This is a genomic window from Desulfotalea psychrophila LSv54 (assembly GCF_000025945.1).
In the GTDB taxonomy this organism is placed as follows: domain Bacteria; phylum Desulfobacterota; class Desulfobulbia; order Desulfobulbales; family Desulfocapsaceae; genus Desulfotalea; species Desulfotalea psychrophila.
In genome coordinates, this window is sequence record NC_006138.1 from 1,991,768 (window position 1) to 2,017,081 (window position 25,314).

The following is a 25,314-nucleotide window of genomic DNA, read 5'->3' on the forward strand; positions in this document are numbered from 1 at the left end:
GACTATTTGCGGAACTTTATGGTGAGCTCTATTTCATCAATATGTTCTGTCACCTTCAGGCTGTTGACATAGCCGTGAACTGTTCCGGCCAGAGAACGCTGAATAAAGTCTTTCATGGGTACCTTTTGCCCGTTAACAAACAGTGAGGTGGTCTCCTTGTTCCTGGCATCTTCTCCGAGAAAACGTTTTTCAATAAAGGATGCTATCTCCTCACTCTCGTCGAGACGAAAGACATAGTCTCCTCTTATGCCACTGATATTGGTGGCAAGGGCAATCACCCCGGTGACCTCGTCACGAATCTTCTGGTCGATATCTCGTATAACCTCTATCTTGGCAATTTTACGGGCCCGTTTAAAACCTTCGGCAATAATAATATCAGCCTCGGGAAAGAAGCGATGGGCCATGGTCTGCAGGGAGTCTATTTTTTGAAAGGACTGGAGCACCATCTGATCGGGTGCTACCAGGAGGACGCTATCCGCTCCGGCAATTTTGTGTTTGTGGGTGTCTGTACCCGGGGTATCAAACTCAAGACCCACCTCGGAGCTGGACTTCATCACGGCAACAGTGTAGCCCTTTGCCTTGAGATGGGATACCACTCTTGTTGCCAGGGTTGTTTTGCCGCTATCATGCCAACCTATAAATGAAACTATTGCTGCCATTCCCCATACTCCCTTGTCTTTTCAGGGGCAGTAGTCCCCTCACTTTATCTCTGCTTTGACCTTCGCTAGGGCAGAGGATACCCTACCAGATACGCGAAAGCAAAAAATTAGCCTTAAAATAAATGCATTGCAAGCAGATAGAATCGGATTGGCCCTCTTTTTACTGGGCTATCCGTCTGAGGTAGGAGAAGATTTGAAATATATCTTTTGCTAGCAGAATCTCTTGTCGGGCGTGGTATCAGTCTATGGGTGAGGGGAAGGTGCAAAAGAAAAAAGGGGATATTTTTTAAGAAATATCCCCTTTTGTAAACAAGTTGCGGTGTTTGCTGTGAGCTACTCGTACTTATGCAGGCTGTGAAGAATATCGACCTCTTCCTGTGGCTTGTAACCTGTTTTCATGGACTTAAGAGAGCCTGCTATGGCAAAGATTGACATGTAGCAGTGGGTTAGATAGAAGGCCACCAGAATCATACCCAAGACATTATGGATAATTGCGTAGATACGGATAAGATCGATATTTATGCCAAAGCTCCAGAGGTAAAAACCTGTAAAGGCCATGATAAGACCACCGGGCACGGCACACCAGTACCACATCTTTTGACCTGCATTAAACTTCTCTGCAGGCACTGGCACCTTCTTTTTGCTGAGGTAACCACCTAAGATAAGGCACCATTTAATGTCGCACATAGCCGGCAACATGTCTTTGAGCCAAATGACAAGCATCAATAAGAGAGCGGGTAGGGCTAGAAAGGCTGCGAAGAGATGGACGTAGCGGGCGCTACGAATAAATGTGCCACCCCCGAAAAAGGAAGCAAAGGTAATGAGCAGTCCTGTGATCACCAGAGCGGTGAAGGAGACGGCCCCAAGAAGGTGGATAAGGCGGGAGAATAGGGGGAAAAAGAGGATCTGTTTACCGCCATGATCAAAGTGTTTAGCTCCGATAATCAGATAGTGGAGAGCAAAGATCAGTGGTACTGCGGTAATAAGGAGCAAAAATATCCACATAAAATAATGGGATTGCAAGAGGGTGAAAAGAGCACCATATTTTTGCCAATCCTCGCCGACAATACCTGTGATTAATCGTTGATAGTACTCTGGTGAAGAGGCCGTTGCCCAGGCAGAGACCGCCCCGAAAGTTAAGAAGAGCAGAACAGTTAATCCAGAGAGAAGGCCAGATTGCGTAGTTTTTTGCATAATTGCATCCTTGAGATTATCTGCCCGAATAACTTCGGGCAGATAGTAGATCAGTGACGTTACTTATCGTCTTTTTTGTATGCCCGATCCCAGCCCCAAGCCCCGGCGCCTGAACCACGTTGAAAGACACGCTTCCGATAGACATCGGCTATAATATCAGCATCGCCGGCAAGAAGCGCCTTGGTGGCACACATACCAGAGCAGAGCGGTGGTTTGCCCTCTGCAATCCTGTTTTGTCCGTAGAGACGTTTCTCTTCGTCGCTGAAAGTCTCTTCGGGACCACCGGCACAGAAGGTACACTTATCCATGGCACCACGGGCACCAAAAACTGCTCCCTTGGGAAATTGAGGTGCACCGAAAGGGCAGGCCATAAAGCAATAGCCACAGCCAATACATTTTTTCTTATCCGCCAGGACAATGCCATCATCTCGTTGATAGATCGCATCAACGGGGCAGACAGCTATACATGGTGCATCGGCACAGTGCATACATGAGATGGAGATGGATTTTTCACCAGGCTTTCCCTGGTCAAGGGTGACAACACGACGTCGGTTCACTCCAACGGGCACGTGATTGCCCTCTTTACAGGCGACGATACAACCACTACAGTCGATGCAACGTTCTACATCGCATAAAAATTTCATTCTTGCCATTATTCAGTCCCTCCCGATTAGGCCAAGCTGATTTTACAGAGACCATCTTTAGTAGCCTGAATCTGAGTAACGATATCATATCCATAGTTGACAACAACATTGGCTGAATCACCAACAACCCATGGTGCATGTCCCTCTGGATACTTATCAACAAGAGACTCGCCTTCCCAGGAACCACCAAAGTGATATGGTAAAAAGATAGTTTTTTCGTCCACCCTTTCGGTGACAAAGGCCTTCACCTTGATTTTGCCGCCCTCCGGGGATTCAATCCAGATCATTGCATCCTTACGAATACCAAGATTATTGGCCAGGCGGGGATTAATCTCTGCGTACATTTCAGGCTGCAGTTCAGCTAGATACTGATTGCTTCGGGTCTCGGCACCCGCACCCATATGCTCAACCTGTCGGCCTGTGGTGAGGATATATGGAAACTCTTTTATCAGATTCGGGTTTTGCTCTGACTCAAAGCGGGTATCAACCCGGAAATGATTCGTCTGGTCCTGGTAGGTTGGATATCGCTCTATCAGATCCGGACGTGGTGAGTGTAGGGGCTCACGGTGAACAGGCACCTGATCAGGAAAGGTCCAGACAATACAGCGGGCCCGGGCATTACCAAATGGTGCCATGCCACGGGAAATGGCATCCTTGATCGTTTTCTGGCTGAGGTCTGTCTTCCAGTTTGTGCCTGGAACCACATCTTTGAATTCAGGATAACCACCCTTTACCTCACTGCCTGGGGTATAGGTTCCCTCGGCTGCAAGTTGGTTTTCGGTACGACCAGAATCATAGGTTTTTTCGACACCAAAACGATTTCTAAAAGGTAGACCACCTTCGGCCACAGACTTCGACATATCGTAGAGAATAGGAGTACCCGGATGTTCCTGGGTCCAGCAAGGCCAAGGCAGACCGTAATATTCGCCATCGCATGGGCCACCCTTAGCCTGTAGGGTATCGATATCAAAGGTATGCCAGTTCTCCATATGGGCCTTGATACGCTCGGGCGTCTGACCGTTATAACCAATGGTCAGTGAGCCACTGCCCAGCTCACGCGTAATATCTTCGGGTTCCTGCTTGATGTTTTTGTAAAACTTATCAGCAAAACCAAGACGGGTAACGAAATCACGAAGGATGTCATAGTCATCTCGACTGTTGTAGATAGGATCAACAACCTTATAGCGCCATTGAATTTGGCGTGAGGTAGAACTCACTGACCCTTGCGTTTCGTACTGGCTGGCACTGGGCAGAATATAGACATTATCTGTTTCACAGAGGGCCGCTGCCATGGTGGGGAAAGGATCAACAATAACCAGGAGATCAAGCTTGTTATAGGCTCTTTTTACTCGACCATACTGGGAATTAGAGTTGGCCCCACATCCCCATTGGATAAGGGCCTTGATGGGAGATGGCTGATGAATTTTTTCTTCGTTCAGTACGCCTTCGTACCAGCGGGCAAGGGTGAATCCCTTTTTATTCATCCACTCCTTTGCAGGAAAACGTGAGACCATCCACTCGTAATCCACACCCCAGACGCGACACCAGTGTTTCCAGGCGCCGTCGGAGAGACCATAGTAGGCAGGTAGGCTATGGGAGAGAATACACATATCCGTTGCCCCCTGAACATTGTCGTGACCACGGAAAATGTTGGTACCACCACCTGATTTACCCATATTGCCAAGGACAAGCTGGAGCAGACAGAAGCTTCTGGTGATGCTGGAGCCGATACTATGCTGAGTACCACCCATACACCAGGTAAGACTGGTTGGGCGATGGGTTGCAAGCATCTTGGCAACCTTGATGGTCTGGGCTGCGGGGATACCCGTTACATCCTCTACCTCTTCAGGAGTATATTTTTTTGTGACTTCAATCATCTCTTCGTAACCGGAAACACGGGTACGAATAAATTCCTTATCTTCCCAACCGTTTTTGACGATTACGTGGATCAGTCCCATCATAAAGGCAGCATCAGAGCCCGGACGAATACGAACAAACTCATCGGCCTTGGCGGCAAGCTTTGTTCGACGTGGATCAACAACAATAATCGGCGCATTGTTCTTCTCTTTGGCGTGAAGAATATGCTGCATGGAGACAGGATGTGCCTCTGCCGCATTTGAACCGATAAAAATCATGGATTTCGCATGCCTAATGTCATTAAGACTATTAGTCATTGCACCGTAACCCCAAGTATTGGCGACACCTGCCACCGTTGCGGAGTGTCAGATGCGGGCCTGGTGATCGATATTATTCGACCCCCAGAATGCTGCGAATTTTCTGATCTGATAGGCCATTTCATTGGAGACCTTGGCACTACCGTTAAAGTGGAGGGCATCGGGGCCATCTTTTTCCCGAATCGACTTCAGTTTATCGGTGATCTCACCCATTGCCCGGTCCCAGGAAATAGGCGTCCACTTTCCGTTTATCCGTTTCATGGGGCTCTTCATTCGTTTAGGGCTAGTTACCATATCAATGGCACCTGCCCCTTTACAGCAATGGCCACCACGGGAAACCGGATGGTCTACCGCAACGTTCTGGCGCACCCAGACACCGTTGTGCACCTCGGCCTCAATGCCACAGCCAACGGCACAGTAGGTGCAGATGGTACGAACTGTTTTGGAGCCCTCATAGGGGCTTTTCTTACCGGAAGCACTTGCCTTCTTGGTGAGATTTGTGGTCATCGCAGCCCCTGTAAGTGCCGCTGTTGCCGCAGAAATCTTTAGAAAAGATCTCCTGGCAACCTTTGGGTTCAGGGTGACCCGTTTGCTGGTAGTTGCCGTGCTGGCAACTGCTTTATTCACTCGACTTCTGGCCATTGTTATCTCCTTGTCAACTCTTAATAGAGGTTCTTTTGCTGGGAACCTCAAAAAAGCACAAACTAGACTAAACTTTTGTAATATTTCTTAAAGTCTTCAGTTTCCTGATAGAGCACCTCACTGCCAGCAACCTTTTGCAGGTCTGCAGCCTGGGCTTTCTTGCGGGTAACTGCAACGCCTGCCACAGCCGCACTCCCCGCCAGAATATGCTTCAGGAAAGAACGTCTTTTTCCTTGTTCTTTTTTCATTTTTTTCTCCAGTTGGTATTTTGCACTCATGGGCTTAACTCTCTTCCTGCCAACAAGAGTCAGTCCCATATCTCTTGTTACATCTCCATGATTAAACCACGCTCAAGATCCAGATAGCCCTTGAGGAAGAGACTGCAGGTTTCATAGAATTCAGCCCGATCATCATCTTTGAGTATCAGGTAAACACTTTCAACAAGGGGTTCTAGGAACTCTACTACCAGTTGTGTCTGGTAGTCCCGGGCCGTAGCGCTACCTGCGATTTCGTCCTCGATAAGGCGGGCAAGACTGTCGAGCATGACGGGAATAGAATCTTCTGTATCTATTACACTTTCATTTTTCATCAAATCTGCCTTTGCCAGCAGGCCACGAAATTGGGCAAGGGTCTCACCGTGGTGCCGGCCATCGACATAGTAGGATGCGGTGGTTGCAACATGTCTTTTGTTAAAGGGATCTGTGAAGAGGACATAGTATTCATCCTGCAGATCCGAGAGATTTTTCAGGGTAAGAAGCTTGCAGAAATCTGTAACTGCTGCATCAAAGAGGGGGTTGATATGTTCCCCGTGCAGAGAGGCAAAGATACCACGCCAGCGGCTCATTTTTTCTGCGTCTGGCTCTTCAAGGAAGAAGGATTTAATTACATCGATAAAACGCAGACGAACTCTGGAGAGTTCTTTTTCAGTCATCATGTCCATTAGTTTTGCTCCTCAAAAATCCGTCTTACTCGACAGTCTTCACAGTATTCAAAATGGCTTGTATCAACACTTTCTTTGCTGGCGAGTATACTCATCACTCGTTCATAACTCTTCCTGGTACCAAAGACCTTACCGCATCGAAGGCAGGTCATGGGTTCACCTGCGGCTAGTAGCCTGTCACTGAAAAACGCCTCTGAAAATTGCCAGGCGCGGCTCATCTGTAGGGCGTTTTCCGGGCATATTGAAACGCAGAGGCCACAGCCAACACAGATGCTGCCATTATGGGAGAGGATCATTTCGGTTGCCTCCGTCTTCATCGCCCCTATTTGACAGACATTGATACAGGACATGCACTGGGTGCAGCTCTCATTATCACAGGATAAGGTTGCAAATGGGGTTTGCTGATTGCCCTTAAAACCCGGTGTTTCTCCTGTCTCTTGGACAAAGGATTGTATTATCTGGGCCAGGGCTTCTCGTCTGTTTTTCCCGGGTGTCAGGCTCAGGACATTATCTCTACGGGGAGGAGTTGCTGCTAAAAGATCAGGTTCAAGCTCTTCGCTTATCAGCAGGGGCGTTTCGCAGGCAAAGAGGGCCGTTAGAATTGTATTGGCAAGCCTTGCCTCTCGTCTCATGCTCTGCCCGGATTCTTTGCTAGTTATGATGATTCTGCTAAAGCCCTGAGAGTAGAGGTAGAGGAAGTGAAAGAGAGAGAAAAATTCGACTCGGTCGCAGGCAAGAAAAAAGGTGTTATGGTAAACCCTGTCTCTATTCTGCCACCAGAAGGAGTGGAGGCTTTCGGCATCGGCAAGGACAATGGTAGAGCTCTCTTTGCTGTCGAGCGAGTCAATATATCGGACAAGACTTTGATCGGTCAGGCGCTCGTACTGCAGGGCCCCGGTGGGACAGGCGGCGACACAGTCACCACACTCCTCACAGCGAAGGGGATTAATGGAAACACCGCCCTTGAGATCAATTGCTTCATATTGGCAGGCATCTGCGCAGAGGCGACATCCCCTGTCAAGATTGGCATTGTATTGGCAGAGAGAGCTGTTGATTGATACAATCTCATCTACTTGGAAGGAGTAGAGGTTTTTTAGGTAATCATCGAAATTTTCTTCTCGGTATACAGCCAGACATCCCTCTGCTCCCTCTATTTGACAATCGTCGAGGATTATGAGGGCGGGCATTTTAAGCTGACGATATTCCATCCCATAGATTTCAATTGCTCCCTGGGGGCAGATCTCTTCGCATTTCTTGCAAAAGGTGCAGGCGCTGAAATCAAACTGGAGGCTGTGGGAGATGCATTTTTCGGGACAGGTAATACCGCACTGGCCGCAATAGGTACAACGGGAACTGTCAAGGGGAGCTCGGAGGGCATAGTCAATGGCTACCCCGGAGTGAAGACCACTGCTAATACTTATATCTGTGACGGTTGGAATCTCTGGATGAAACCCCTTGATGAGGAGAGGTTCAATGGCAAGAAGGCCTCCATAGGTTTCGATGAATCTATCAAGGCTTGCAGTAGATGCTGCAACTACACAGAGACGCGCATCCGTATCAACGGTATAGCTACGATACTGTTTTGCCTGCTCGCGCTCTTTTTCTGCATATGCTATTTTTTCTAATTGAGAGGGAGTGGCGGAGGTGAGGTCTGCATTGAGTTGGAGTGTCGGCGAGAGGATAAAGCTCGTGTCCGGGGAAATTGTTGGAAATCCTCCGGCAAGTAAAACAGTTTCTTCTTCTCTGGCAGAAAGAGCCTGCCCCGGATGAAGATCAAACTGGGCAGGGGTAAAGTGTGTCTGTCCCTCTGCATCCTGTATCAACAGGTGTGTTGTAAATGCCTTCTCCATAGCCTGACCCCTTGCCTTTAAACAGCTGCTCCTCAATTACCGAATCTGTACTTAAAAACAGCACAGAGCATACCCATATAATCAGCAAGAATAACGGAACAGTGATAAAAATGTAATCAGGTCAAGCCCTTTTGTCCTGTAGGCTTTTTCCCTACAGAAGTTAGTCCTCCCTTTCGAAATGCTCTTTTTCGGTCCAGAGGACGGCACGGCGGATAAGCTCAGCCCCTGTCTTTATGCAGAGTTTTTGTTTGATTCTGTCTCGGTAGGTGCCAATAGTTTTTACCCCTAAGCACATCTGTTCTGCAATCTCCCGGGTAGGTAGGCCCGAGCCAATCAGGCGAAAGACCTCAATTTCACGGTCTGTGAGCAGGTCAACGGTGGGGGCTCCCTGGTTATCTGCCTTATTGACATGGAACTTGTCCAGGAGCAGAGACATCATATTGGGGCTGACATGAAGGCGTCCCTCTCGTATATTGCGCAGGGCAGAAATTACAGATTCCGAGGCCTCTCTTTTCATAATATAGCCCTTAGCACCGGCTCGAATGGCTCGTTCCGCCCAAACTGCCTCGTCATGCATGGAGAGGACCAGCACAGCCGAGCAGAGTTTTTCTGCAGTTATCTCTTTGACCAGGTCAAGACCATTATCACCGGCCAGGGTAATATCAACAATGGCCATATCAGGTTTATGTTCGGCAATGGCCCTGCGAGCGCCGGCAATATTTTCGGCAACAGCACATACGCAAAAATCATCCTCCTGGTTGAGGAGCTCTGCCATTCCCATCCTAAAAATAGGATGATCATCTACTATCATTATCTGTGTTGTCATTAATCCACCATTCCTGAAATGGTAACCGTAGTGCCATTATTGGGCTCTGAGTTAATATTAAGTTGTGCTCCCATCATCTTTGCTCGATACTCCATGGTGTAAAACCCTAAGCCCTTGCGATAGTGTCCTTCCTGGAAGCCGCAACCGTCATCACGAACCTGGATAAAGAAATTTTCATCAAATCGTACATCAATATAGATATTTTGTGGATGTCCATGTCGGGCAGCGTTAAAAACAGCCTCGCGGATAGCATAGTGGAGGTGTATCACCGTTTCGCTGTTCACCTCCTCTGTGTTGCCCTGAAACTCAAGGAGACAGTTCACTCTAAACATGTTTTTGACTTCCACCACAAGTTCTTCAATAGCCGATTTAAGACCGTATTCGACAATGTGAACGGGATAAAGACCGTGAGAGAGTCTGCGGGTTTTGTCTATGGCATCACGAATGAGATCTCGAATAGTGCCGATCTGTTTTATTTGAGACGAGTCTTCCTTTTCCAGTTTTTGGTGGAGTACCTTGCTGAGGAGCTCGACACCTGTGAGGTGAGAGCAGAGGTCGTCATGCAGGTCACGGCCAATGGCGCTTCGTTCCTCCTCGCTTACCGATATAATTTGTTTTTCCAGGCGGGAATTTTCTTCTTCAGCACATTTTTTCAGGACATGCATCCACATACCCTCAAGCAGCATCTTTATCTGGCGAATATCGGACTGATTATATTTGCTTGAGCTATTGCATACCCCGGCAACCATTACAATCTTGCCATTATTATAGACAGGTACATCCAGATGGCGGTGAGGAATGGCATGATAGGGATAAACATCTCTTGCCCCGATAAGACGACAGTTGTTGTCAAGAATAGCGTCTCTTTTGAGCACTGCCCGAGCCATAAGCCCGCCCTCGGCAATGGGGGCAGACAGGTGGATCTCATTGTTGAGCTGAGGCCTTTGTCTCTTTGCCGCGACATAGGCGCAGAGGGTGGTATAGCTTTGGTTTTCGTTGACCAGAGCAATATATCCCTGGTCGCTGTCTGTTATTTGCACGATCCGCTCCAGAATAAAATCATACTTATCCTGGATGGAGGTGTCCATCATGCTTAGGCCGAGCAGGGTGTCGAGGCGCAACTCATCCTTATGCAGGAGTTTTTCATTTTGTATTCGTTCGTCAACCATTTGATTGGCCAGTTTTGCCAGATCTTCAAATTCAATAAACTCTAATTCATTTTGTTCTACCTTCTCGTTGGAATCTGCAGCGCCACGGAAAAAATTGGTAAAAGATTGTACGCCCCTCTGGATCTTCAGGGAGTAGAAATAGGTGGAAAAAAGGAGGAGGATAACAGCCACAACAAAGAGGACAATAAACATGAACACATTTCGAAAGCTTATGCGTTGGTAGGTCTCTGTTTCTGCGGCAATTGCCTGTTCCATCTCCTCCATATAACTCGATGCCCCAATTACCCACCCTAGCTCAGGGTAGGCCCGGACATAGCTGAGCTTTTGCCTTGGCAGATCACCACCTTTACGGTAGCCGGAATAGGTAACAAATCCCTCCTGAGCACCTTCAACGCCTGCCCGCCATAACTCTTCTCCATAGAGATGCTGTTTGCTGTCTTTTAAGGAGGTTATAGAGCGGCCGAGGAGTTTTTCGTCACGACTACAAATAATGGTGCCATTGAAACGGAAAATAAAAATTTCCCCGCCATCACCAAAGGTCATGTTCTGCAGCTGTTTGATGGCGTCGTCTTGTACCAGATAGCTTGAGTCATTGCGATAAACGCCGGCGCCAATAAACCAGTCAAAGGGGGGGAAGTATTTTACAAAGGCACGTTTAAAATAGATTCGTCCCGGGTAATTTGGTTTGAGGAGGTCATAGCTGAAGAGACCAGCACCCTTTTTTTGAATAATTTCCTGCGCCATTCCCATAATATCCACCCCTGTCAGGGAGATAATTTCCTTGCTGCCCTTACCCTCCAGGATTGGTTCATCGGCAAAGAGGTCCATGGTTCCTGTATCAATACGACCGGCGAAGTAATAACCCTGGCCATCATTCCAACGGATGGGGCGAAGGATTTCAGTTACCATTTTTCGCAGTTCAGCAATATCTTTTTCGTTTTTGTAGAGGCTATAAATATGGGAGGCTACCGTGTAGGCCACCTGCCCGCGCTTGCGAATATCCTCTTCTGCCTGAGCAAGCTCTTCTTGCAGACTGTAGTGAATATAATCCGTTGCTGAATTTACCTCTTCTCGCACTCGGCTTTGGTATTGATTGTTGTAGTTATTGATAATGTTATCAATGCTTTCCTTGTATGCCTGGTATTCGTTTATCGTCCAAAAAATACCTATAAACAGGCCAAGCGCTGAAATAACTGCAAGTGATGCATAGAAGGGGGCCCAGGTGATTGATAACCGATTTTTTCGCATAGCTCTGTCTTCAGGGAGGCTGTTACTGGCCGGCCATTTTGATTTCTCGTATTTTGGGATAGATTTCAGTCAGGAATACATCGTCGAGACCTTGGTGGTCAGTCTTGGCAAACCGTAGTATGAGTCCACCGAGGTCAAAGGAACCAACTCTCTCCATGGTCTCTATAAAAGATTTTTGATTGAATTCCCCGGAAATATTTTGGCAGATTGCAGCAAAGAGACGTCCGGCAATATAGCCCTCAAATGAATTGAAATTTGTCGAGGCTCCATGCTGGAAAAGAGACATTGATTCTTTATACTCCCCGACCAGGGGGAGGGTATTATCATAGGGGTTAGGCACAACCTGAGAGACAATAACTCCTTGTCCATATTCACCTAGGGAATCACGTAAACTTTCCGTACCCACAAAGGATATACTGGCAAACAGGGCCTGAGAGTGCATCTTGGCCTTGCTTAACTTGATAAATTCAGCACAGGCGGTATAGGCGCCAACCATTACCACTGCCTCAGGTTGAACCTTTTCTATATCGAGAACAGCTCCCATAACAGCCACGGTATTACGCTCATAGCTTGCCTGGGCCACAAGTTTCATGCCATGATTTCCGAGAGCCTGTTCCAGCCCCTTCAGGCCATCAAAACCATAACTGTCGTTTTGGTAAAAACAGGCAATGCGGGACAGCTTTTTTTCATTTATCAGGTAGTTTACTATTTTTGCCATCTCTTGGGCGTAGCTGGCTCGAATTGTTATGACATAGGGGTTAAATGGGGTACGGAGAAATGCTGCTCCTGTCAGAGGGGCAAAAAAGGGTATGCCTAAACGGGAGGCGAGGGGGAGAACTGCCTGGGAGGTAGGGGTGCCCACCTGACCAATGAGAGCAAATACCCGATCCTCTTCTATGAAAATCTCGCTATTACGTACTGCTCTGTCTGGCTCATAGCCGTCGTCCCTGCTTATCAGGCGGATGGGCCTTCCGGCGATGCCGCCAGCCTCATTGACTCTGGCGAATGCGGCCTGGAGTCCTACCCGCATTTCATTGCCTATATCCTGTGCTCCTCCGGAGAAGGCGCTGGATTGACCCAATAAAATTTCCTGAGGCATTGCTGCCAAAGTTTCTATGGTCAAGCCCTGCCATAGCGAAAACAGGCAACATATTATGACTAACCTCATACCTCTCTCCATACTCAAGCTCTTTCAAGGAAGCTATCAATTCTCTCCTGGTAAAAAAGTTCATCTTATAGGCTATGAGTTATTTGTCAAAGGATTGTCTCTGCCTGTTTTAACATCAGTTGCTTGACCGTAGCTGTGGAAGGCAGTTCTGACCTCCTCTGTGCCAATGATAGCCACCATATCGCCGGCCTCAAAACAAAAATTGCTGTCTGGGTTGGAGTAGAGCTGGCGCTCACGTATTATACTTACCACCGTGGCCCCGGTTTTATTGCGGATTTCTGCCTCCCTGATGCTCTTGCCCGGAAGAGTATTGCCTGTCTCTAAAACGATCCACTCCAGATCAAATTGCAGTTCCGCTGCCCGCATATGGGCCAGGGTGATGTAGTTCTGGGTGTTCGGGGCGATAAAATCCTGGCGGATAATGTTGGTGAGGTTGTGGATTTCAGTGGGCGATATTTGCCGATGGAGGAGGATCAGTCTGATCATCTCTAAACTGGTCTCCAACTTGGGTAAAACCAGATCGTGGATATCGAGGTCTGTGAAAATATGAGAAGAGGCTGGGTCGGAAATGCGGGCCACAATTCGGATATTATTTTGGGATCTACGGATGCGTTTAATGATCTCCTGCGCTGCTATAACGGATGGTATTGTTACCACAAGAAGGGAAGCTGTTTCAAGGCAGAGAGCTTCTTGAATGGTTTCGTGACAGGCATCTCCAAATATAACGGGGAAATCTAATCTTTTTGCCTCTTCAACACGTTGCTGATCTAATTCGACCAAGATAAAGGGAATGGCAAGTTGTTTGAGTGCTGTAGCTATTTTAAAACCTACATGTCCATGACCAATTATGACAACGTGCCCGCACAATTTTTCATCCGGCAGAGCGATATTTTTTAGGGATTCTTGGCTAAACCATTTCTTTTTTAAGGCATAGAATCGACCTGCTTGGGATGAGATCAGTGGGGTCAGGGCCATGCTCAAAATAGCCGTTGTCAGGATGGTGTTGTACAGGTCTGAGCTAATTGATTTTGTTTCAAGACCGACCTGGGCAAGGACAAAAGAAAATTCACCCACCTGAAAGAGACCAAGGCCCACTGCTATGGGCACGATATTTCCGTAGCCAAAGAACCATGATATTGCTGAAAAGATGATTCCCTTACCAAGGCCTACCAGTAGTACAAGGAGGGCTATGAGCTGCAGGTGGGCAAAGAGAAAGTGGGGGTCGAGAAGCATGCCCACCGAGACAAAGAAGAGGAGGCCAAAGAGGTCACGCAGGGGGATAATATCGCTTAAGGCCTGATGTCCGTGATCTGATTCACTGAGAACCATTCCGGCCACAAAGGCACCAAAGGCAAAGCTTAGTCCCACCAGATGCGTAACCAGGCCAACTCCAAGGCCGATGGTGATGATGGCCAGAAGAAAAAGCTCCCGTGAGCCGGACCGGGCAATATGGCGTACCATGGTCGGCAGAAGCTTGGCGCCAAGTAAGAGCATTGTTCCCAGGAACAGGGTTGCCTTGACGGCAGCGATGCCGAGGGAGCTGAGTCCCATTGCTGGGTCATTGAGCTCGGGCATGATGATCATCATAGGGACAATGGCCAGGTCCTGGACAATGAGCATGCCGATCATCACCTTGCTTGAGAGGGTGCCCATCCAACCTTGGTTCATCAGGGTTTTTAAGATAACCATGGTTGAGGAGAGGCTGATCATGGTGCCGAACCAGAGAGAGTCTTTCCAGCTCCAACCCAGTAGATAGCCAATGCCATAACCAAAGATCATGGTCAGGAGGATTTGGATTGGAGTACCGATAAGGGCGATGTTCTTTACCGGTTTAAGATCCTTGAGTGAAAATTCCAGGCCCAGGGCAAACATAAGCAGGGCTACCCCGATTTCGGCAAGAAGTTCTATCTCATGTACGCCTGCCACCGTGAATCCACCGGTATGTGGCCCTACGATAATCCCTGCAAGGATATAGCCAAGAATTAATGGTTGACGCAGCATTTGCATGAGCAGGCCGCAACAAAAGGCTGCAAGGACAATGATGATAATGTCGGTAGCTATACCCATATTCTGTCTTTTTATGTAAGATTTTGTTAGGTAAATTGTTGGGCAGAAAAGAAAATGTTGATGCTTAAGTATATGATGCTTGGTGCTGAAATTCAATGGTAGGGCGATTTTTTGGAAAGTAGGTGTGGAACTTTCATTGGTATATTGCTTGGGAGTCATTCTCCGAGTAGTATTTCTCTTGTCTAGATAGATATTAGTCATCCCTGGTGCTGTCACTGGGGTAGAGACCCTTTGTGGGCGATTCTTATTGGATCCTTGTCTAAGAGATTCTATCTTAGGCAGAGCCCTTACCATACTGTTTCCCCCCTTTATTATGAGGAATATTCAATATGTCCAAGCTAGACATCCCTCTCAGCATCATGCAAAAATCTGTTGTCATCAGGCCTGGTGGCCGGCAGGAGATGGACGAGCATGTAGCCATCGAGACCCCCTATGCCATTGCCCTCAATGATAGGGTAATTGGCTCTTCCATGGTGCTTCCTGTAGATTTGGAGGAGTTTGGCGCAGGCTTTCTCTTTGGTCAGGGATATATAAAAAAAGCAGAGGAGATTCGTGAAATACTGGTCTGTCCTCAGGGGAGAATATCGGTCTATGCCGATGTGGAAAATGAGGAGCCCCGGGAGGTGATAATCACCTCTGGCTGTGGTGGTACGGGGAAAATTCCCAAAGAGATGCTGGAGGGAGAATTTGCCCCACTTGCTGACTATTGCCTGCCCTTTGCGGAGATAAAATCCTTTATTCGAGAGGCCCTGCACTCATCGCCTCTTGGCCCGCAGACTCACTGTGTCCATGGCTGCGGTCTCTGGAATAACGGCAGACTGCAGGTTTATCATGAAGATGTGGGGCGGCATAATGCCGTGGATAAGGTCCTTGGCTCTATCCTTCTCGGGCGGGCGAGTAATAATTCTGCGGTCTATACCACTGGTCGCCTCACCTCGGATATGGTTCTTAAGTGCGCCCGTATCGGTATTCCTATTATTATGTCCCGTACCTCGCCTTCATCGCTGGGGCTTGCCCTGGCAAAACGGTCAGGGGCTACCTTGGTGGCCTATTCCAGGCCGGAAAGAATTAATGTCTTCAATGCCCCCGAACGTATTTTGACCTAGGTGGGCCCTGAAAACTTTGTTACCCTTTTGCTCATGGGTGAATCCGTCCCGTTAAGCGGAGTTAGTCTCTCTTTCCGTATAGCTGTTGTAGTTGTGCTGGCCTTTCCTGCGCCTCGGCGTCTGGTGTTGTTTTTTCCCTCTGCTGTCATTCCCTGCCAGAGATGAGATACAATGTTATTGAAGAAGGGTAAGGTTCTAAGCAAAAACAGTTTACTGAGATGAGAGACTATGAAGGCTACAGCTAGAAAATTAGGCATTCTTGATCGTTATCTAACCATTTGGATATTTTTAGTAATGTTTATAGGGGTGGTGGCGGGTTACCTCTATCCTTCTGTTCAGGGTATTATTAACTCCTTTCAGGTTGGCACCACCAATATACCCATTGCCGTGGGGCTGGTAATGATGATGTATCCACCCTTGGCCAAGGTGAAATACGAAGAGCTAGGACATGTATTTAAAAATACAAAGGTCCTTCTTCTCTCTTTGGTACAAAACTGGATTATCGGCCCGATTCTGATGTTCCTGTTGGCCATAAGTTTTCTCTCCGGCCATCATGAGTATATGGTAGGCCTTATCCTCATTGGTCTTGCCCGTTGTATTGCCATGGTCATCGTCTGGAATGATCTCGCCGGTGGTGATACTGAATACTGTGCGGGCTTGGTGGCGTTTAATTCAATCTTTCAGGTGCTCTTCTTCTCGCTCTATGCCTGGCTGTTCATCACTGTTGTTCCGGGATGGTTTGGCCTTGCCGGGGCCGTGGTCGATGTCTCAATCATGGAAATTGCTCAGTCGGTATTTATCTACTTGGGCCTGCCGTTTTTGGCCGGTATGCTTAGCCGTTATATTGGTATCAAAACAAGGGGAAAGGAGTGGTATGAAGAGGTTTTTATACCAAGAATTAGTCCCCTGACTCTCATTTTTCTTCTCTTCACAATTCTTATAATGTTTTCTCTCAAGGGAGAGTATATCGTTCAACTCCCCCTTGACGTCCTTCGCATCGCCCTGCCCCTGATCATATATTTTCTGGTCATGTTCTTGATCTCATTTTTTCTGTCGATGAAGGTGGGCGCCTCCTATGAACAGGCAGCTACCCTGAGCTTTACGGCGGCCTCCAATAACTTTGAGTTGGCAATTGCCGTCTCAATCGCCGTCTTTGGTATCAATTCCGGGGTGGCCTTTGCCGCTGTTATCGGCCCGCTGGTGGAGGTGCCTGTTTTAATTCTTCTGGTAGGCGTGGCCCTGCGCTTTAGAGAAAGGTATTTCCCCTGTGAGGAGAAGACCCTGCAGGGGGTCTGTCATGTCCGGGTGAAGAAGTAGGCCTTTCAGGCTGCGATTCTTGGTGGAGAGGAGATGCGTTAAACACGGGGGCAAAATTTTTGAACAGGGGGCAGAGCGGAGAGGTGAAGGGCAGGAGGGAAAAAGGTAAAGCCCGTCAGAGAAGAACTGTGACGGGCTTTACCTTTCAAAATGGTGCCGGGGATCAACGTCGCTTTTTGCGTTCTGTGGCAAAAGCCCTGAATTACTTAGTGGGCTTTTTGCTTCGATGTCCCGGTTTGGCCAGAATTTCCAAATAAAAGGATTCGAGCTGTTTCTCTTCGGCCTGAGAAATATATTTATTAATCTCGGATAGATGAATAGCCTCGCTGCTTGTTTGGTCAAGGCCGAAGCGACATTCGAAATCCCAAAAATCGACATTCCCGGGTAGAGTCTTTCCGCGTTCTCTTTTTATATATTTTTTAACTTCATGTTTGATTGCTTCAACAAGCCTTGGGACTTTGATCTTTGGATGGGTCAGTTTAAACGTTTTTTTCATAGTGATTCCATAGGGTGTGACTGGCGTTATTAGAGAGTAAACTTCAATTAATGACATGATATCATCAAGGAGCGGTTTTCCAAATTGTTTCTTATAGAGATGGTTTGATCACCGCTGGAGTATGGGGTGCGACAGGCGAGAAGGCTTTAACCGTGGTGAACAAACAAAAAAAGCCCTTAACTCAAAGAAGAGTTAAGGGCTTAGTGTCTTTTACCAATGAATGGTGCCGGGACCAGGAATCGAACCAGGGACACACGGATTTTCAGTCCGTTGCTCTACCGACTGAGCTATCCCGGCACCTCATTGCGTGAAGCGATATTTACACAATTAAAACAGAGGCGTCAAGCCTAAAATGCCCCTGTCTCTTTTTTAAAGTTAAAGAGGCAGAGTGCCCATTGCTAGAGGAGGGGCAGGGCTGTCCATTTTGAGGAGGCCAAAATGTTTGCCCCTGTTTAATAATTTGTACCCTTTTGGAGCTGTTTTTTTAGTGGAAAAGCAGGTGCGCTCAGCTAAGTGGCTGATTATCTGGCAAAGACGTTTTGGCATATTTCTGGCACGGTACATGCAATAATATAGACAGTAGTACTTCTCTCTCTCTCCTTGAAAAGCTGTTCTCGCCATGCGGGAGCGGCTTTTTTTTTTATCCATTCGCTTCACCTATCTCCGTAGGGCCGCCTTACTGAAAAGGTGCTCCGGAATGGGCCTGTCAAACTCTATGGAGTCCATGATAAACTCCGTTCCCCCTCCGGTTTTGAGGACATCCTTGAAACGTATGAGCATGGGGAACCAACGCTCGCCTATCTGCTTGAAGTCTTTAAACTCTGTTTTTTTAAGGAGTTTGCCGCTTTTTGCGTAGAGCTCTTCCCTGAGTGGTACGGAGAGTTCTTGGTCAACCCATATCAGACGTGAATGGTAGGCCACGTCACTTCTTTTTGCCAGCAGGCTAAGCAACCAGCATGGGCGCTCGGCGATGATCTCCGTTCCTTTTACTTCTGCCTGGTAGATTTCGGACAGGCGCGGATTCTCCATCATATCTTCGTAGGAGAGGTCTGAACCCATCAGGGACTGTCTGAGCATATGGCCAGAAATTTGTATCGTCCTGTCGGTGGTTGGCGAATACATCCAGAGCCGATCCTCAAGCTTTAACATCTTTGTTCCCCGTTCCCGGGCGGGGGCGAGATATTCAGTATAGGAGCGCTTATCTCTCTGGGACCAGGATTTTGATTTCACCGTTCGGGTACCACGTCTGCTATGGATGATCATCCTGGAGACGATAATCTGGGTATCGGAGGTCATGTTCTTATCCACCCTCTCCAGTACCTCCAGGCCACTTGGCAGGGCCGCATATGAGCTTGTGCTGATAAAGAAAAGGGCAATAATGATAAATGTTTTCATGTTTCCAACTCCTTAAACAGTTGGGCTGTCTGCCGCTTGTAGATACCTATCCCGGATAGGGCTGCGCCCAGAAGGGTTGAGGCTATTCCGGGAATAAAACCGATATAGTAGGTGCGGTAGCTGATCTCTGCCCGGATGATATTTGATATCATCATGCTTGAATTCTTGGTCATGGAGCCAATATCCAGACCGTAGGCTTGAAAATACCAGGCTATCAGGAGGCCGAGTAGGGTGCCTATGATAGAGCCAATGACTCCGATAATCAGAGCTTCAATGATGATTGAAGCATAGACATGGTGTTTGTTTTCTCCGATTGCCAGCCGTAATCCCATCTCTCCATAACGACGCAGGCCACCTATCAGCCCGACATTCCAGAGAACAATGGACATGGCCATGATAAAGACAGCCGAGGCAATGAGGGAGATGTAGTTGGCCAGATCTAAGTATTCCCCCAGGCCATCCTGATTTCGCAGGGCAAACATGACCGGCGCATATTCATCATCACTGGTGGCGAAGCCCTCATTAAAGGTCTCTGCAATCCGTAGGGCCTCTGAATCATGATAGATACCATCCCTGAAGTAACCGAGGAGCTCCCCCGCGGCATCATCCATATCCAGGGCATGCTGAATGTCAGCGATATCTACCAGCAAGGCCCCTCTGTCCATGGCATTGACCCCAAACTTAATGGTGCCGGCAATGACGAAGTTCTGCATGCTCATGCTGCCATACATGGTTGAGCTTAACAGGGTCACCGTCTCGCCCGGATGAGCCTTTAACTTCGTGGCAAATTTATCGCCGAGGAGTATTTCTCCTGGACTAAGTGGGAAGCGCCCGCGGACAATTGCCTCCCTTATATTAAGGGTGGCAATTTCAGTACTCTCAGGGGAGAGGAGATCGACGGCAAGGCCCATGGCCGGCCCCTGACTACTTGTCTCCCCCCGGGCATCCGGCACATCCACCAGACCACCAAAACGAATGCGCTTAACCCAGTTTAATTCGCCTTGGCTGGCCCGCAGCTCTTGCAGAAGATTATCGGCTCCCAGCAGTGCCAGATCATTGGGTATTTGAGATTTGTTTTTTGCATAGGCCCGGCTCATGATTTTGACATGGCCGGTGGAAAATTTGGCGTTTGAGCGGGCAATGTCTCCCATCTCCCCCTGCATCCATGCCTGGAGAAAGACGGTGAGCATTACACCGATGCTGACGGTGATAATTGGAAACAAACTTCGTGAACGGTCACGGAGCAGTCCCTTGAGGAGGAAGGGTATCATGGTAGTTTCCCCTTGATGGCATCGGTGGCGCTGAGATGGGAAATTTTGCGGGCTGGAATAAAGCTGACGATGGTGACAATAACCATAACAATGAAAATGGTAGTAAAAATCAGGCTGGCACCGTAGATGGGAAAGATCCTGTCGCTGATGGCCAGTCCATAGCTATCTGTTATCTCCGGCATGGGAATTCCCCAAGTGGCCTGTATATAGAGTAGGGGGATGCCGTATATTGCGGCCACAAATATGGCAAGAATACCATGCATTGTGCCTTCCAGAGTGAAGAGGCGGATGATTGCTCCCCGTGGCATGCCAAGGGCGATGAGGGTGCCTATCTCCCTGCGCCGACGGAATATGGCTAGCACCTGGGTATCAAATATTGCCAGTAGGGCCAGAGAGAGGAGGATTGTATAGAGGATATAGCCGCTGATATTTTCCACCTGTAGTATGGCATTAAAGTCTTGGCTTAGAAATTCTCTGTCCCGAAAGATAAAGCCCTTTTGCGGACCATGGTCCTTTGTCTCCTGGTCCATGACAATGATACTTGCCTCTCCTGCTAGCTGCATCATAGCCTGGAGACGCTCCAATGGTAGCCACAGTTGCCCTTGGTCAATGGCCGGAACATTGGTCTTCATGATAGCCACCACCTTTCCCTCGGCGGCATCAAAAACACCATGGGCATCACGCCAGCGAATGGTTACCGTGTCACCCTTTTGCAGGTTGGTACTTTCAGCCATCCGGGTACCGAGTAAAATTGGAATCTCTGGGGTCTGCAGTTGCAGGTCAGCGCTTGGCAAATGAAGAATCTCTTGTTTTGGTGTAATGCCCTTGAGCAGGCAGCTTTGCATCCGACCTTGGGGGTAGATGGTCGCCTGGACGATAAGGATGGGAGTCGCGTCCTTTGAGTCCTGTAATGCCCTTGGCACAGGGGCATGACTTTCCTCCAGAGAAAGAGGGTCATAGGGATCATAGTTTTGCTGCCAGTACTGGCCGCCACCGATTTCCCAGTTGAGCATATCGCGGAGGGCCTGTTGCTTCCAACCATCCAGCAGGCCCTGTTGCCAGATGATGATCACATAGACCATGGAGAGGACAATAGCATTGAGCCAGGTGCGTAGGCCTGCGCCGAGCAGATTGCGGTAGGCCAGCTTTAGAGAGAGCATGGCATCTCTCCCCCATAATTTGTCTCCATTCGTGCTAGGTGAACAGGTCTTTCAATATATTCGTCTGCCACCACCCTGCCATCGTCGAGAGAAATTTTACGTCGAAGATAGCCGATAACCTTCTCGTCGTGACTGGCAAAGATAAAGGTTGTATTGAATTCTCTGTTCAGCTTGACCATGGTCTGGAGAATGTGGTGGGAGTTTTTGGCATCCAGATTGGCGGTAGGTTCATCGGCCAGGACAATTTCCGGGGATTTGACCATGGCCCGGGCAATGGCTACTCGTTGGCTTTCGCCGCCGGAGAGCTGGGACGGACGAGATTGAGCCTTATCGGTTAAGCCAACTGCCTCCAGGGCCTGCAGAACCATTTTATTTCGTTCTCTGGCCGGTGTTTTTAGTAAGAGGAGAGGGAACTCGACATTTTCGAAAACCGTATAGACGGGCAGGAGGTTGTAGGTTTGGAAGATAAATCCCAGGCTCTTGTTTCGCAACTGCGATGCCTGGCTATGGCTTAGTTCCTTGATGGAGTGGCCCAACACAGTAGCGCTTCCCTTGGTCGGTATATCCAGTGAACCGATAATATTGAGCAGTGTTGTTTTCCCCGAGCCACTGGGCCCGACTAGGCCGGTGAATTCGCCTCTGGTAAAGGAGAGGGTCACGTTACTCAGGGCGGTAAACTCTCTGTCGCCAATGGGGAATTTTTTTGTTAGGCCGTTGATGGTGATAATGTTAGAGTTATCCATAATATCTTCCTTCTGCTACTTGTTTTAATGGTTAAATACTAACAGTATTTGCATTCCCTTGCCGGCGAAGCTGTTGTTTGTTGCCTGATCCTGCGAGGTCAGTGGTTGCTCGGGATTGGAGAAGAGACTCACGTTTAACTGCCATTCATCATAGGTTCGCTGCCAGGTGATAAATGGTGACCAATAACTTTCCTGCCAGTCATAGTAGTTAATGGCCACCAGGGTATCGAGGATACCAAGGGGGTAGGTAACTGACAGTGCTGAGATGGCCTGTCTTTTTTCGTTGCCGAAGGATTTCTTTGACCATCTCCCTTCAAGATGTTCGCCAAGGACATGTAGGCCGTTACCAAGGTCAAAGGTGTAGTCCATCCCCACGGTTAAAAGTCTCTGATAGGGCAGTTCCACTGCCTCCAGATCCTGACGAGTCAGGCTGGCTTCAAACCAGAGACCTGCGCCCAGATCCCATTTTCCATCAAGTCCTAAACGATCTTCTGCAAAGATGGGGAGTGTCTGTCCTGTGGTCTGGGAGAAAAAATCTTTGCCATTTACCCATCTATGATCATAGGAGAGAGCTATTTCACCGGCGAGGAGAGTGAGCTGGGCTCGTCCGCCATATTCAACCCGCCTCTTCTCCGTGGGCATGGTCTCCCAGCCCTTCAGGTCATGGTTGCCGTAGAGCAACCAGAGCCAGATATTGGCATTGTTAGGGAAATAGTATCTGCCCAGTAGGCCATAGACCCCATCGGTCAGCTGCTGAGGGTCGCGTGGATCAAGGGTGTCGAACCAGCGCAGGGGTCTGAGCAGGGTGGCCGAGCCGAAGCTGATTTTCTGCAGACCTGCGCGCAACTCGTATTGGTTGGCTGCAAAGCGCAACCAGAGGCGGTAGGGATCTAGGGTAGCATCCTCCTGACTGCCCCCGCCCAGATGCTTTGCCCACTGGGCATTGATCGCAGCCTCCGCACTGAGTTTATAGTTCTCTGTAAGTGCCTTCTGCCAGGAGAGTTCAGGGATGTATTGCATCCCGAATTGGCTACTATTCTCGCTCGCTATGAGCCAGGTCGATGCCTGACCGGAGAAATCAACTGTCCCGGCCTGGGCTATTTGGTTCCAGGCAAGGAGTAGGGTGCTGACCAGAAGCCAGCCAAGGGCTTTTCCTTTAAAAGGATATCGTTGAAATAGGGTGGACATTGATTCACCTGTTGCATCTTGACGGAGATCATGGTGGCAGATCATCTCCAACCTTGCCGCGAATATTTTGAAGGGCTACTCTAAGCCTATCTTTTCTGAATTAATAGAACAAGTGCGACCCTGCTATGAGCTGGCAGAGAGGAGGAAAAAGAGGCGGGTGGAAGGATGAATCTGGTAGGTCGAGCCCGTCGGCTATTGATCACGTCGGGATAAGAAGCTGGTCTGGCCCTGTTCTCTCGCTGCCCTCTGCTCTTTATTTTGGCATCTGGTTTGAATCAGCCATCACTGTTCCGTCAAATAGTTCAGGATATTTTTCTTTCATACAGGATGGGCAAATTCCATGGCTGAACTTTGCTTCGGAATGGTCTGAAATGAACTTTTCCAGTTGATTCCAATAGCCCCGGTCGTCCCTGATCTCTTTGCAGTGCATGCAGATGGGGATTATTCCGCTCAGGCTCTTGACCTCAGCCAGAGCATCTGTAAGTTCATTGACGGTTCTCAGTAGTTTTTTTCTGGAGAGTGTCAGCTCTGTTTCCAGGCGCTGACTGTTGAGCATGATCCAGCTAATGCCAATCCCAACCTCATAGATGGTGAGTTCTAAAAAATAGAGCTGATGGCTGCTTCCGGCGTTAAGAAGTCTCTCCTCTGGAGCGAGGAACCATGAGGCCGCACGGGTGATTATAAAGAGGGCGTCAATGAGATAGAGTGAGGCGATCGCTGTGTGTAGATTTTTGTTTTCCTTCGTTTTGCTTCTGTAAAATTGCCTACTGATCATGATGGCAAATGCTGTTATGGGAATAGAGAAAAACAGGCTGCGTAGTACGATGTCATTTTTGCTGAGAGATAAATAGGCGAAGATAGGGAGCGCTATAAGAGGCAGGCAGTAGTAGCGTCGTTTAAGTCTCTGGTTATGGGTAAATTGTCGGGCAGCATCAAGACGGAGCACCGCGGTAAGAAAGAATAAGAAGTTCGGTAAAATGGAGCTGAGCCAAAGCGGTATCTGTCCCCGAAGTATCATGGGGATATAGGCAAGTGCTGCAAGGAAAATGGAGAGGAGGAGGGCCTCATAGCCGGAATAGGTTTTATAGTTCAGTCTGTAAAAGAGCAGGGCGAAGGCCATAAAGAAGGCTATTCCCATATTGCAGACCATGAGTGTTTTTATATCTAAAGCCATCTCTGCACTCCGGCCTATTAATGTTTTGAGTGTGCCAGGGCGGCTGGTGCCTGTTTTACGGGCTGAGGGAGGGTAATCCGGATCCGTTGTCCTGCAGCATTTTCACTATGAATAAGTATATCTTTCTTATAGTCGGCAAAGGTTCTCTTGCCAAGAGATTAGGCGGGCTGTGGGCGGCTGAAAATTTAAATCAGCCGCTCTTGGCGGAAAAAAATTAAGGTCTCAACAAAGGGAAACTGCCCTCTTCGCATCTCCTTGGGGGGCTAAGAGAAGAGCTGCTGAGCATTTTTGCTCTGGAATCTCTTTGCAGTAGGGGGCATATTTTTTATCCATCTCTTGGATATGGATAATGAACCATTTGTGGATGAAACGATAAAATTTGGCCGCGCCTTTGGGAAAGTTGTTGCTTATGCCTCTTTGCAGTTTGAGCATTTCAGCTTTGAGTCGGCTGTGTTCTGCTATATGTTCTTCAAGATATGGATAGGCTACTGCCCTCATAGCCTGCTCTTCTCTGATAAAGTGTTGTTCGGTGTAGGAGATGATCTCTTTGCAGGCCTCTTCGGTAACATCTTTACCTGATCTATCTCGCAGGGTGAAGAACATGAGGTCGATTAACTCAACAATCTGCTGATGTTCCCCGTCGAAGTGTTCAACCCCGGTATTGTATGTGTCCTGCCATTTGATAACAGCCATAGCTAACCCCTTATTTTGAAGAGAGCTCTATTCGCTCTTTCGGTGGTGAGGTCACCCCTTGAGTGCTGGCGCATGTTCTCTTAATAAAGAGGGGGACCGTCTTATCGTCGAAGTTTATCTTAGGATTGACTCTAAAGGCAAATTTAAAAACAATGGGAGGATAATTAGTTCTAGGACAGGATAATAATCT

At 48.3% G+C, this 25,314-nt stretch carries 21 protein-coding genes and 1 tRNA gene; 2 read left to right on the forward strand and 20 right to left on the reverse strand.

Features of this window, described 5'->3' with window-relative positions; all coding sequences use genetic code 11:
* Nucleotides 1-2: 2 nt before the first annotated feature.
* The 11 genes from mobB to DP_RS09055 form a co-directional block, all read right to left on the reverse strand.
* Nucleotides 3-659 (reverse strand): molybdopterin-guanine dinucleotide biosynthesis protein B, encoded by a 657-nt coding sequence (mobB, locus tag DP_RS09000; RefSeq protein WP_011189007.1) that lies wholly within the window; start codon nucleotides 657-659, stop codon nucleotides 3-5.
* 333 nt (nucleotides 660-992) lie between these two features.
* Entirely contained in the window at nucleotides 993-1,853 is an 861-nt protein-coding gene (locus DP_RS09005; RefSeq protein ID WP_011189008.1) for a formate dehydrogenase subunit gamma, read from the reverse strand.
* Between the two features lie 59 nt (nucleotides 1,854-1,912).
* On the reverse strand, nucleotides 1,913-2,506 hold the full coding sequence (gene fdh3B / locus DP_RS09010; protein WP_011189009.1) for a formate dehydrogenase FDH3 subunit beta: 594 nt from the start codon (nucleotides 2,504-2,506) through the stop codon (nucleotides 1,913-1,915).
* Between the two features lie 17 nt (nucleotides 2,507-2,523).
* Complete coding sequence (locus DP_RS09015) at nucleotides 2,524-5,313, reverse strand: molybdopterin-dependent oxidoreductase (protein WP_011189010.1); 2,790 nt, start codon at nucleotides 5,311-5,313, stop codon at nucleotides 2,524-2,526.
* A 62-nt stretch (nucleotides 5,314-5,375) separates the two neighbouring features.
* A complete protein-coding gene (locus tag DP_RS09025) occupies nucleotides 5,376-5,561 on the reverse strand; it encodes a hypothetical protein (RefSeq protein ID WP_156792250.1) in 186 nt (61 codons plus the stop codon).
* A gap of 77 nt (nucleotides 5,562-5,638) precedes the next feature.
* Entirely contained in the window at nucleotides 5,639-6,253 is a 615-nt protein-coding gene (locus DP_RS09030) for a TorD/DmsD family molecular chaperone (RefSeq protein ID WP_011189012.1), read from the reverse strand.
* Nucleotides 6,253-8,103, reverse strand: a complete 1,851-nt coding sequence (locus DP_RS09035; RefSeq protein WP_041277831.1) for a 4Fe-4S binding protein — start codon at nucleotides 8,101-8,103, stop codon at nucleotides 6,253-6,255. Before DP_RS09035 ends, DP_RS09030 begins: the two co-directional genes overlap by 1 nt.
* Nucleotides 8,104-8,263: 160 nt before the next feature.
* Nucleotides 8,264-8,929: a response regulator transcription factor gene (locus DP_RS09040; protein WP_011189014.1), complete on the reverse strand. Its 666-nt coding sequence runs from the start codon at nucleotides 8,927-8,929 to the stop codon at nucleotides 8,264-8,266.
* Nucleotides 8,929-11,346, reverse strand: coding sequence for a cache domain-containing protein (locus DP_RS09045; protein WP_011189015.1), 2,418 nt, complete (start codon nucleotides 11,344-11,346; stop codon nucleotides 8,929-8,931). The genes DP_RS09040 and DP_RS09045 overlap by 1 nt, the downstream gene beginning before the upstream one ends.
* Before the next feature lie 22 nt (nucleotides 11,347-11,368).
* Complete coding sequence (locus DP_RS09050) at nucleotides 11,369-12,514, reverse strand: ABC transporter substrate-binding protein (protein ID WP_162096646.1); 1,146 nt, start codon at nucleotides 12,512-12,514, stop codon at nucleotides 11,369-11,371.
* A 72-nt stretch (nucleotides 12,515-12,586) separates the two neighbouring features.
* Entirely contained in the window at nucleotides 12,587-14,581 is a 1,995-nt protein-coding gene (locus DP_RS09055) for a cation:proton antiporter domain-containing protein (RefSeq protein ID WP_049785055.1), read from the reverse strand.
* 329 nt (nucleotides 14,582-14,910) lie between these two features.
* Here DP_RS09055 and fdhD point away from each other — a divergent pair, with 329 nt between their 5' ends.
* Nucleotides 14,911-15,687 carry a formate dehydrogenase accessory sulfurtransferase FdhD gene (gene fdhD / locus DP_RS09060; RefSeq protein ID WP_011189018.1) on the forward strand — a complete coding sequence of 259 codons (777 nt, stop codon included), beginning with the start codon at nucleotides 14,911-14,913 and terminating at the stop codon, nucleotides 15,685-15,687.
* 228 nt (nucleotides 15,688-15,915) lie between these two features.
* Nucleotides 15,916-17,004 (forward strand): ACR3 family arsenite efflux transporter, encoded by a 1,089-nt coding sequence (arsB, locus tag DP_RS09065; RefSeq protein ID WP_011189019.1) that lies wholly within the window; start codon nucleotides 15,916-15,918, stop codon nucleotides 17,002-17,004.
* Nucleotides 17,005-17,206: 202 nt separating this feature from the next.
* On the opposite strand, the gene DP_RS09070 is transcribed toward arsB, so the two are convergent.
* The 9 genes from DP_RS09070 to DP_RS09115 all read right to left on the reverse strand — a co-directional run bounded on the left by DP_RS09070 (nucleotide 17,207) and on the right by DP_RS09115 (nucleotide 25,124).
* Complete coding sequence (locus tag DP_RS09070; protein ID WP_041277832.1) at nucleotides 17,207-17,500, reverse strand: DUF6172 family protein; 294 nt, start codon at nucleotides 17,498-17,500, stop codon at nucleotides 17,207-17,209.
* Nucleotides 17,501-17,721: 221 nt separating this feature from the next.
* Nucleotides 17,722-17,797 (reverse strand) — tRNA-Phe (locus DP_RS09075).
* A 360-nt stretch (nucleotides 17,798-18,157) separates the two neighbouring features.
* A complete protein-coding gene (locus DP_RS09085) occupies nucleotides 18,158-18,895 on the reverse strand; it encodes an outer membrane lipoprotein-sorting protein (RefSeq protein WP_011189022.1) in 738 nt (245 codons plus the stop codon).
* On the reverse strand, nucleotides 18,892-20,166 hold the full coding sequence (locus tag DP_RS09090) for an ABC transporter permease (protein WP_011189023.1): 1,275 nt from the start codon (nucleotides 20,164-20,166) through the stop codon (nucleotides 18,892-18,894). The genes DP_RS09085 and DP_RS09090 overlap by 4 nt, the downstream gene beginning before the upstream one ends.
* Nucleotides 20,163-21,326: an ABC transporter permease gene (locus DP_RS09095; protein ID WP_011189024.1), complete on the reverse strand. Its 1,164-nt coding sequence runs from the start codon at nucleotides 21,324-21,326 to the stop codon at nucleotides 20,163-20,165. The genes DP_RS09090 and DP_RS09095 overlap by 4 nt, the downstream gene beginning before the upstream one ends.
* The gene (locus DP_RS09100; RefSeq protein ID WP_011189025.1) at nucleotides 21,314-22,069 is read right to left on the reverse strand and encodes an ABC transporter ATP-binding protein; all 756 of its coding nucleotides are present in this window, start codon (nucleotides 22,067-22,069) and stop codon (nucleotides 21,314-21,316) included. The genes DP_RS09095 and DP_RS09100 overlap by 13 nt, the downstream gene beginning before the upstream one ends.
* Nucleotides 22,070-22,093: 24 nt before the next feature.
* Entirely contained in the window at nucleotides 22,094-23,302 is a 1,209-nt protein-coding gene (locus tag DP_RS09105; protein WP_156792252.1) for a hypothetical protein, read from the reverse strand.
* A 208-nt stretch (nucleotides 23,303-23,510) separates the two neighbouring features.
* Nucleotides 23,511-24,431, reverse strand: a complete 921-nt coding sequence (locus tag DP_RS18310; RefSeq protein ID WP_011189027.1) for a hypothetical protein — start codon at nucleotides 24,429-24,431, stop codon at nucleotides 23,511-23,513.
* Nucleotides 24,432-24,653: 222 nt separating this feature from the next.
* Entirely contained in the window at nucleotides 24,654-25,124 is a 471-nt protein-coding gene (locus DP_RS09115; protein ID WP_011189028.1) for a hemerythrin family protein, read from the reverse strand.
* Nucleotides 25,125-25,314 lie beyond the last annotated feature (190 nt).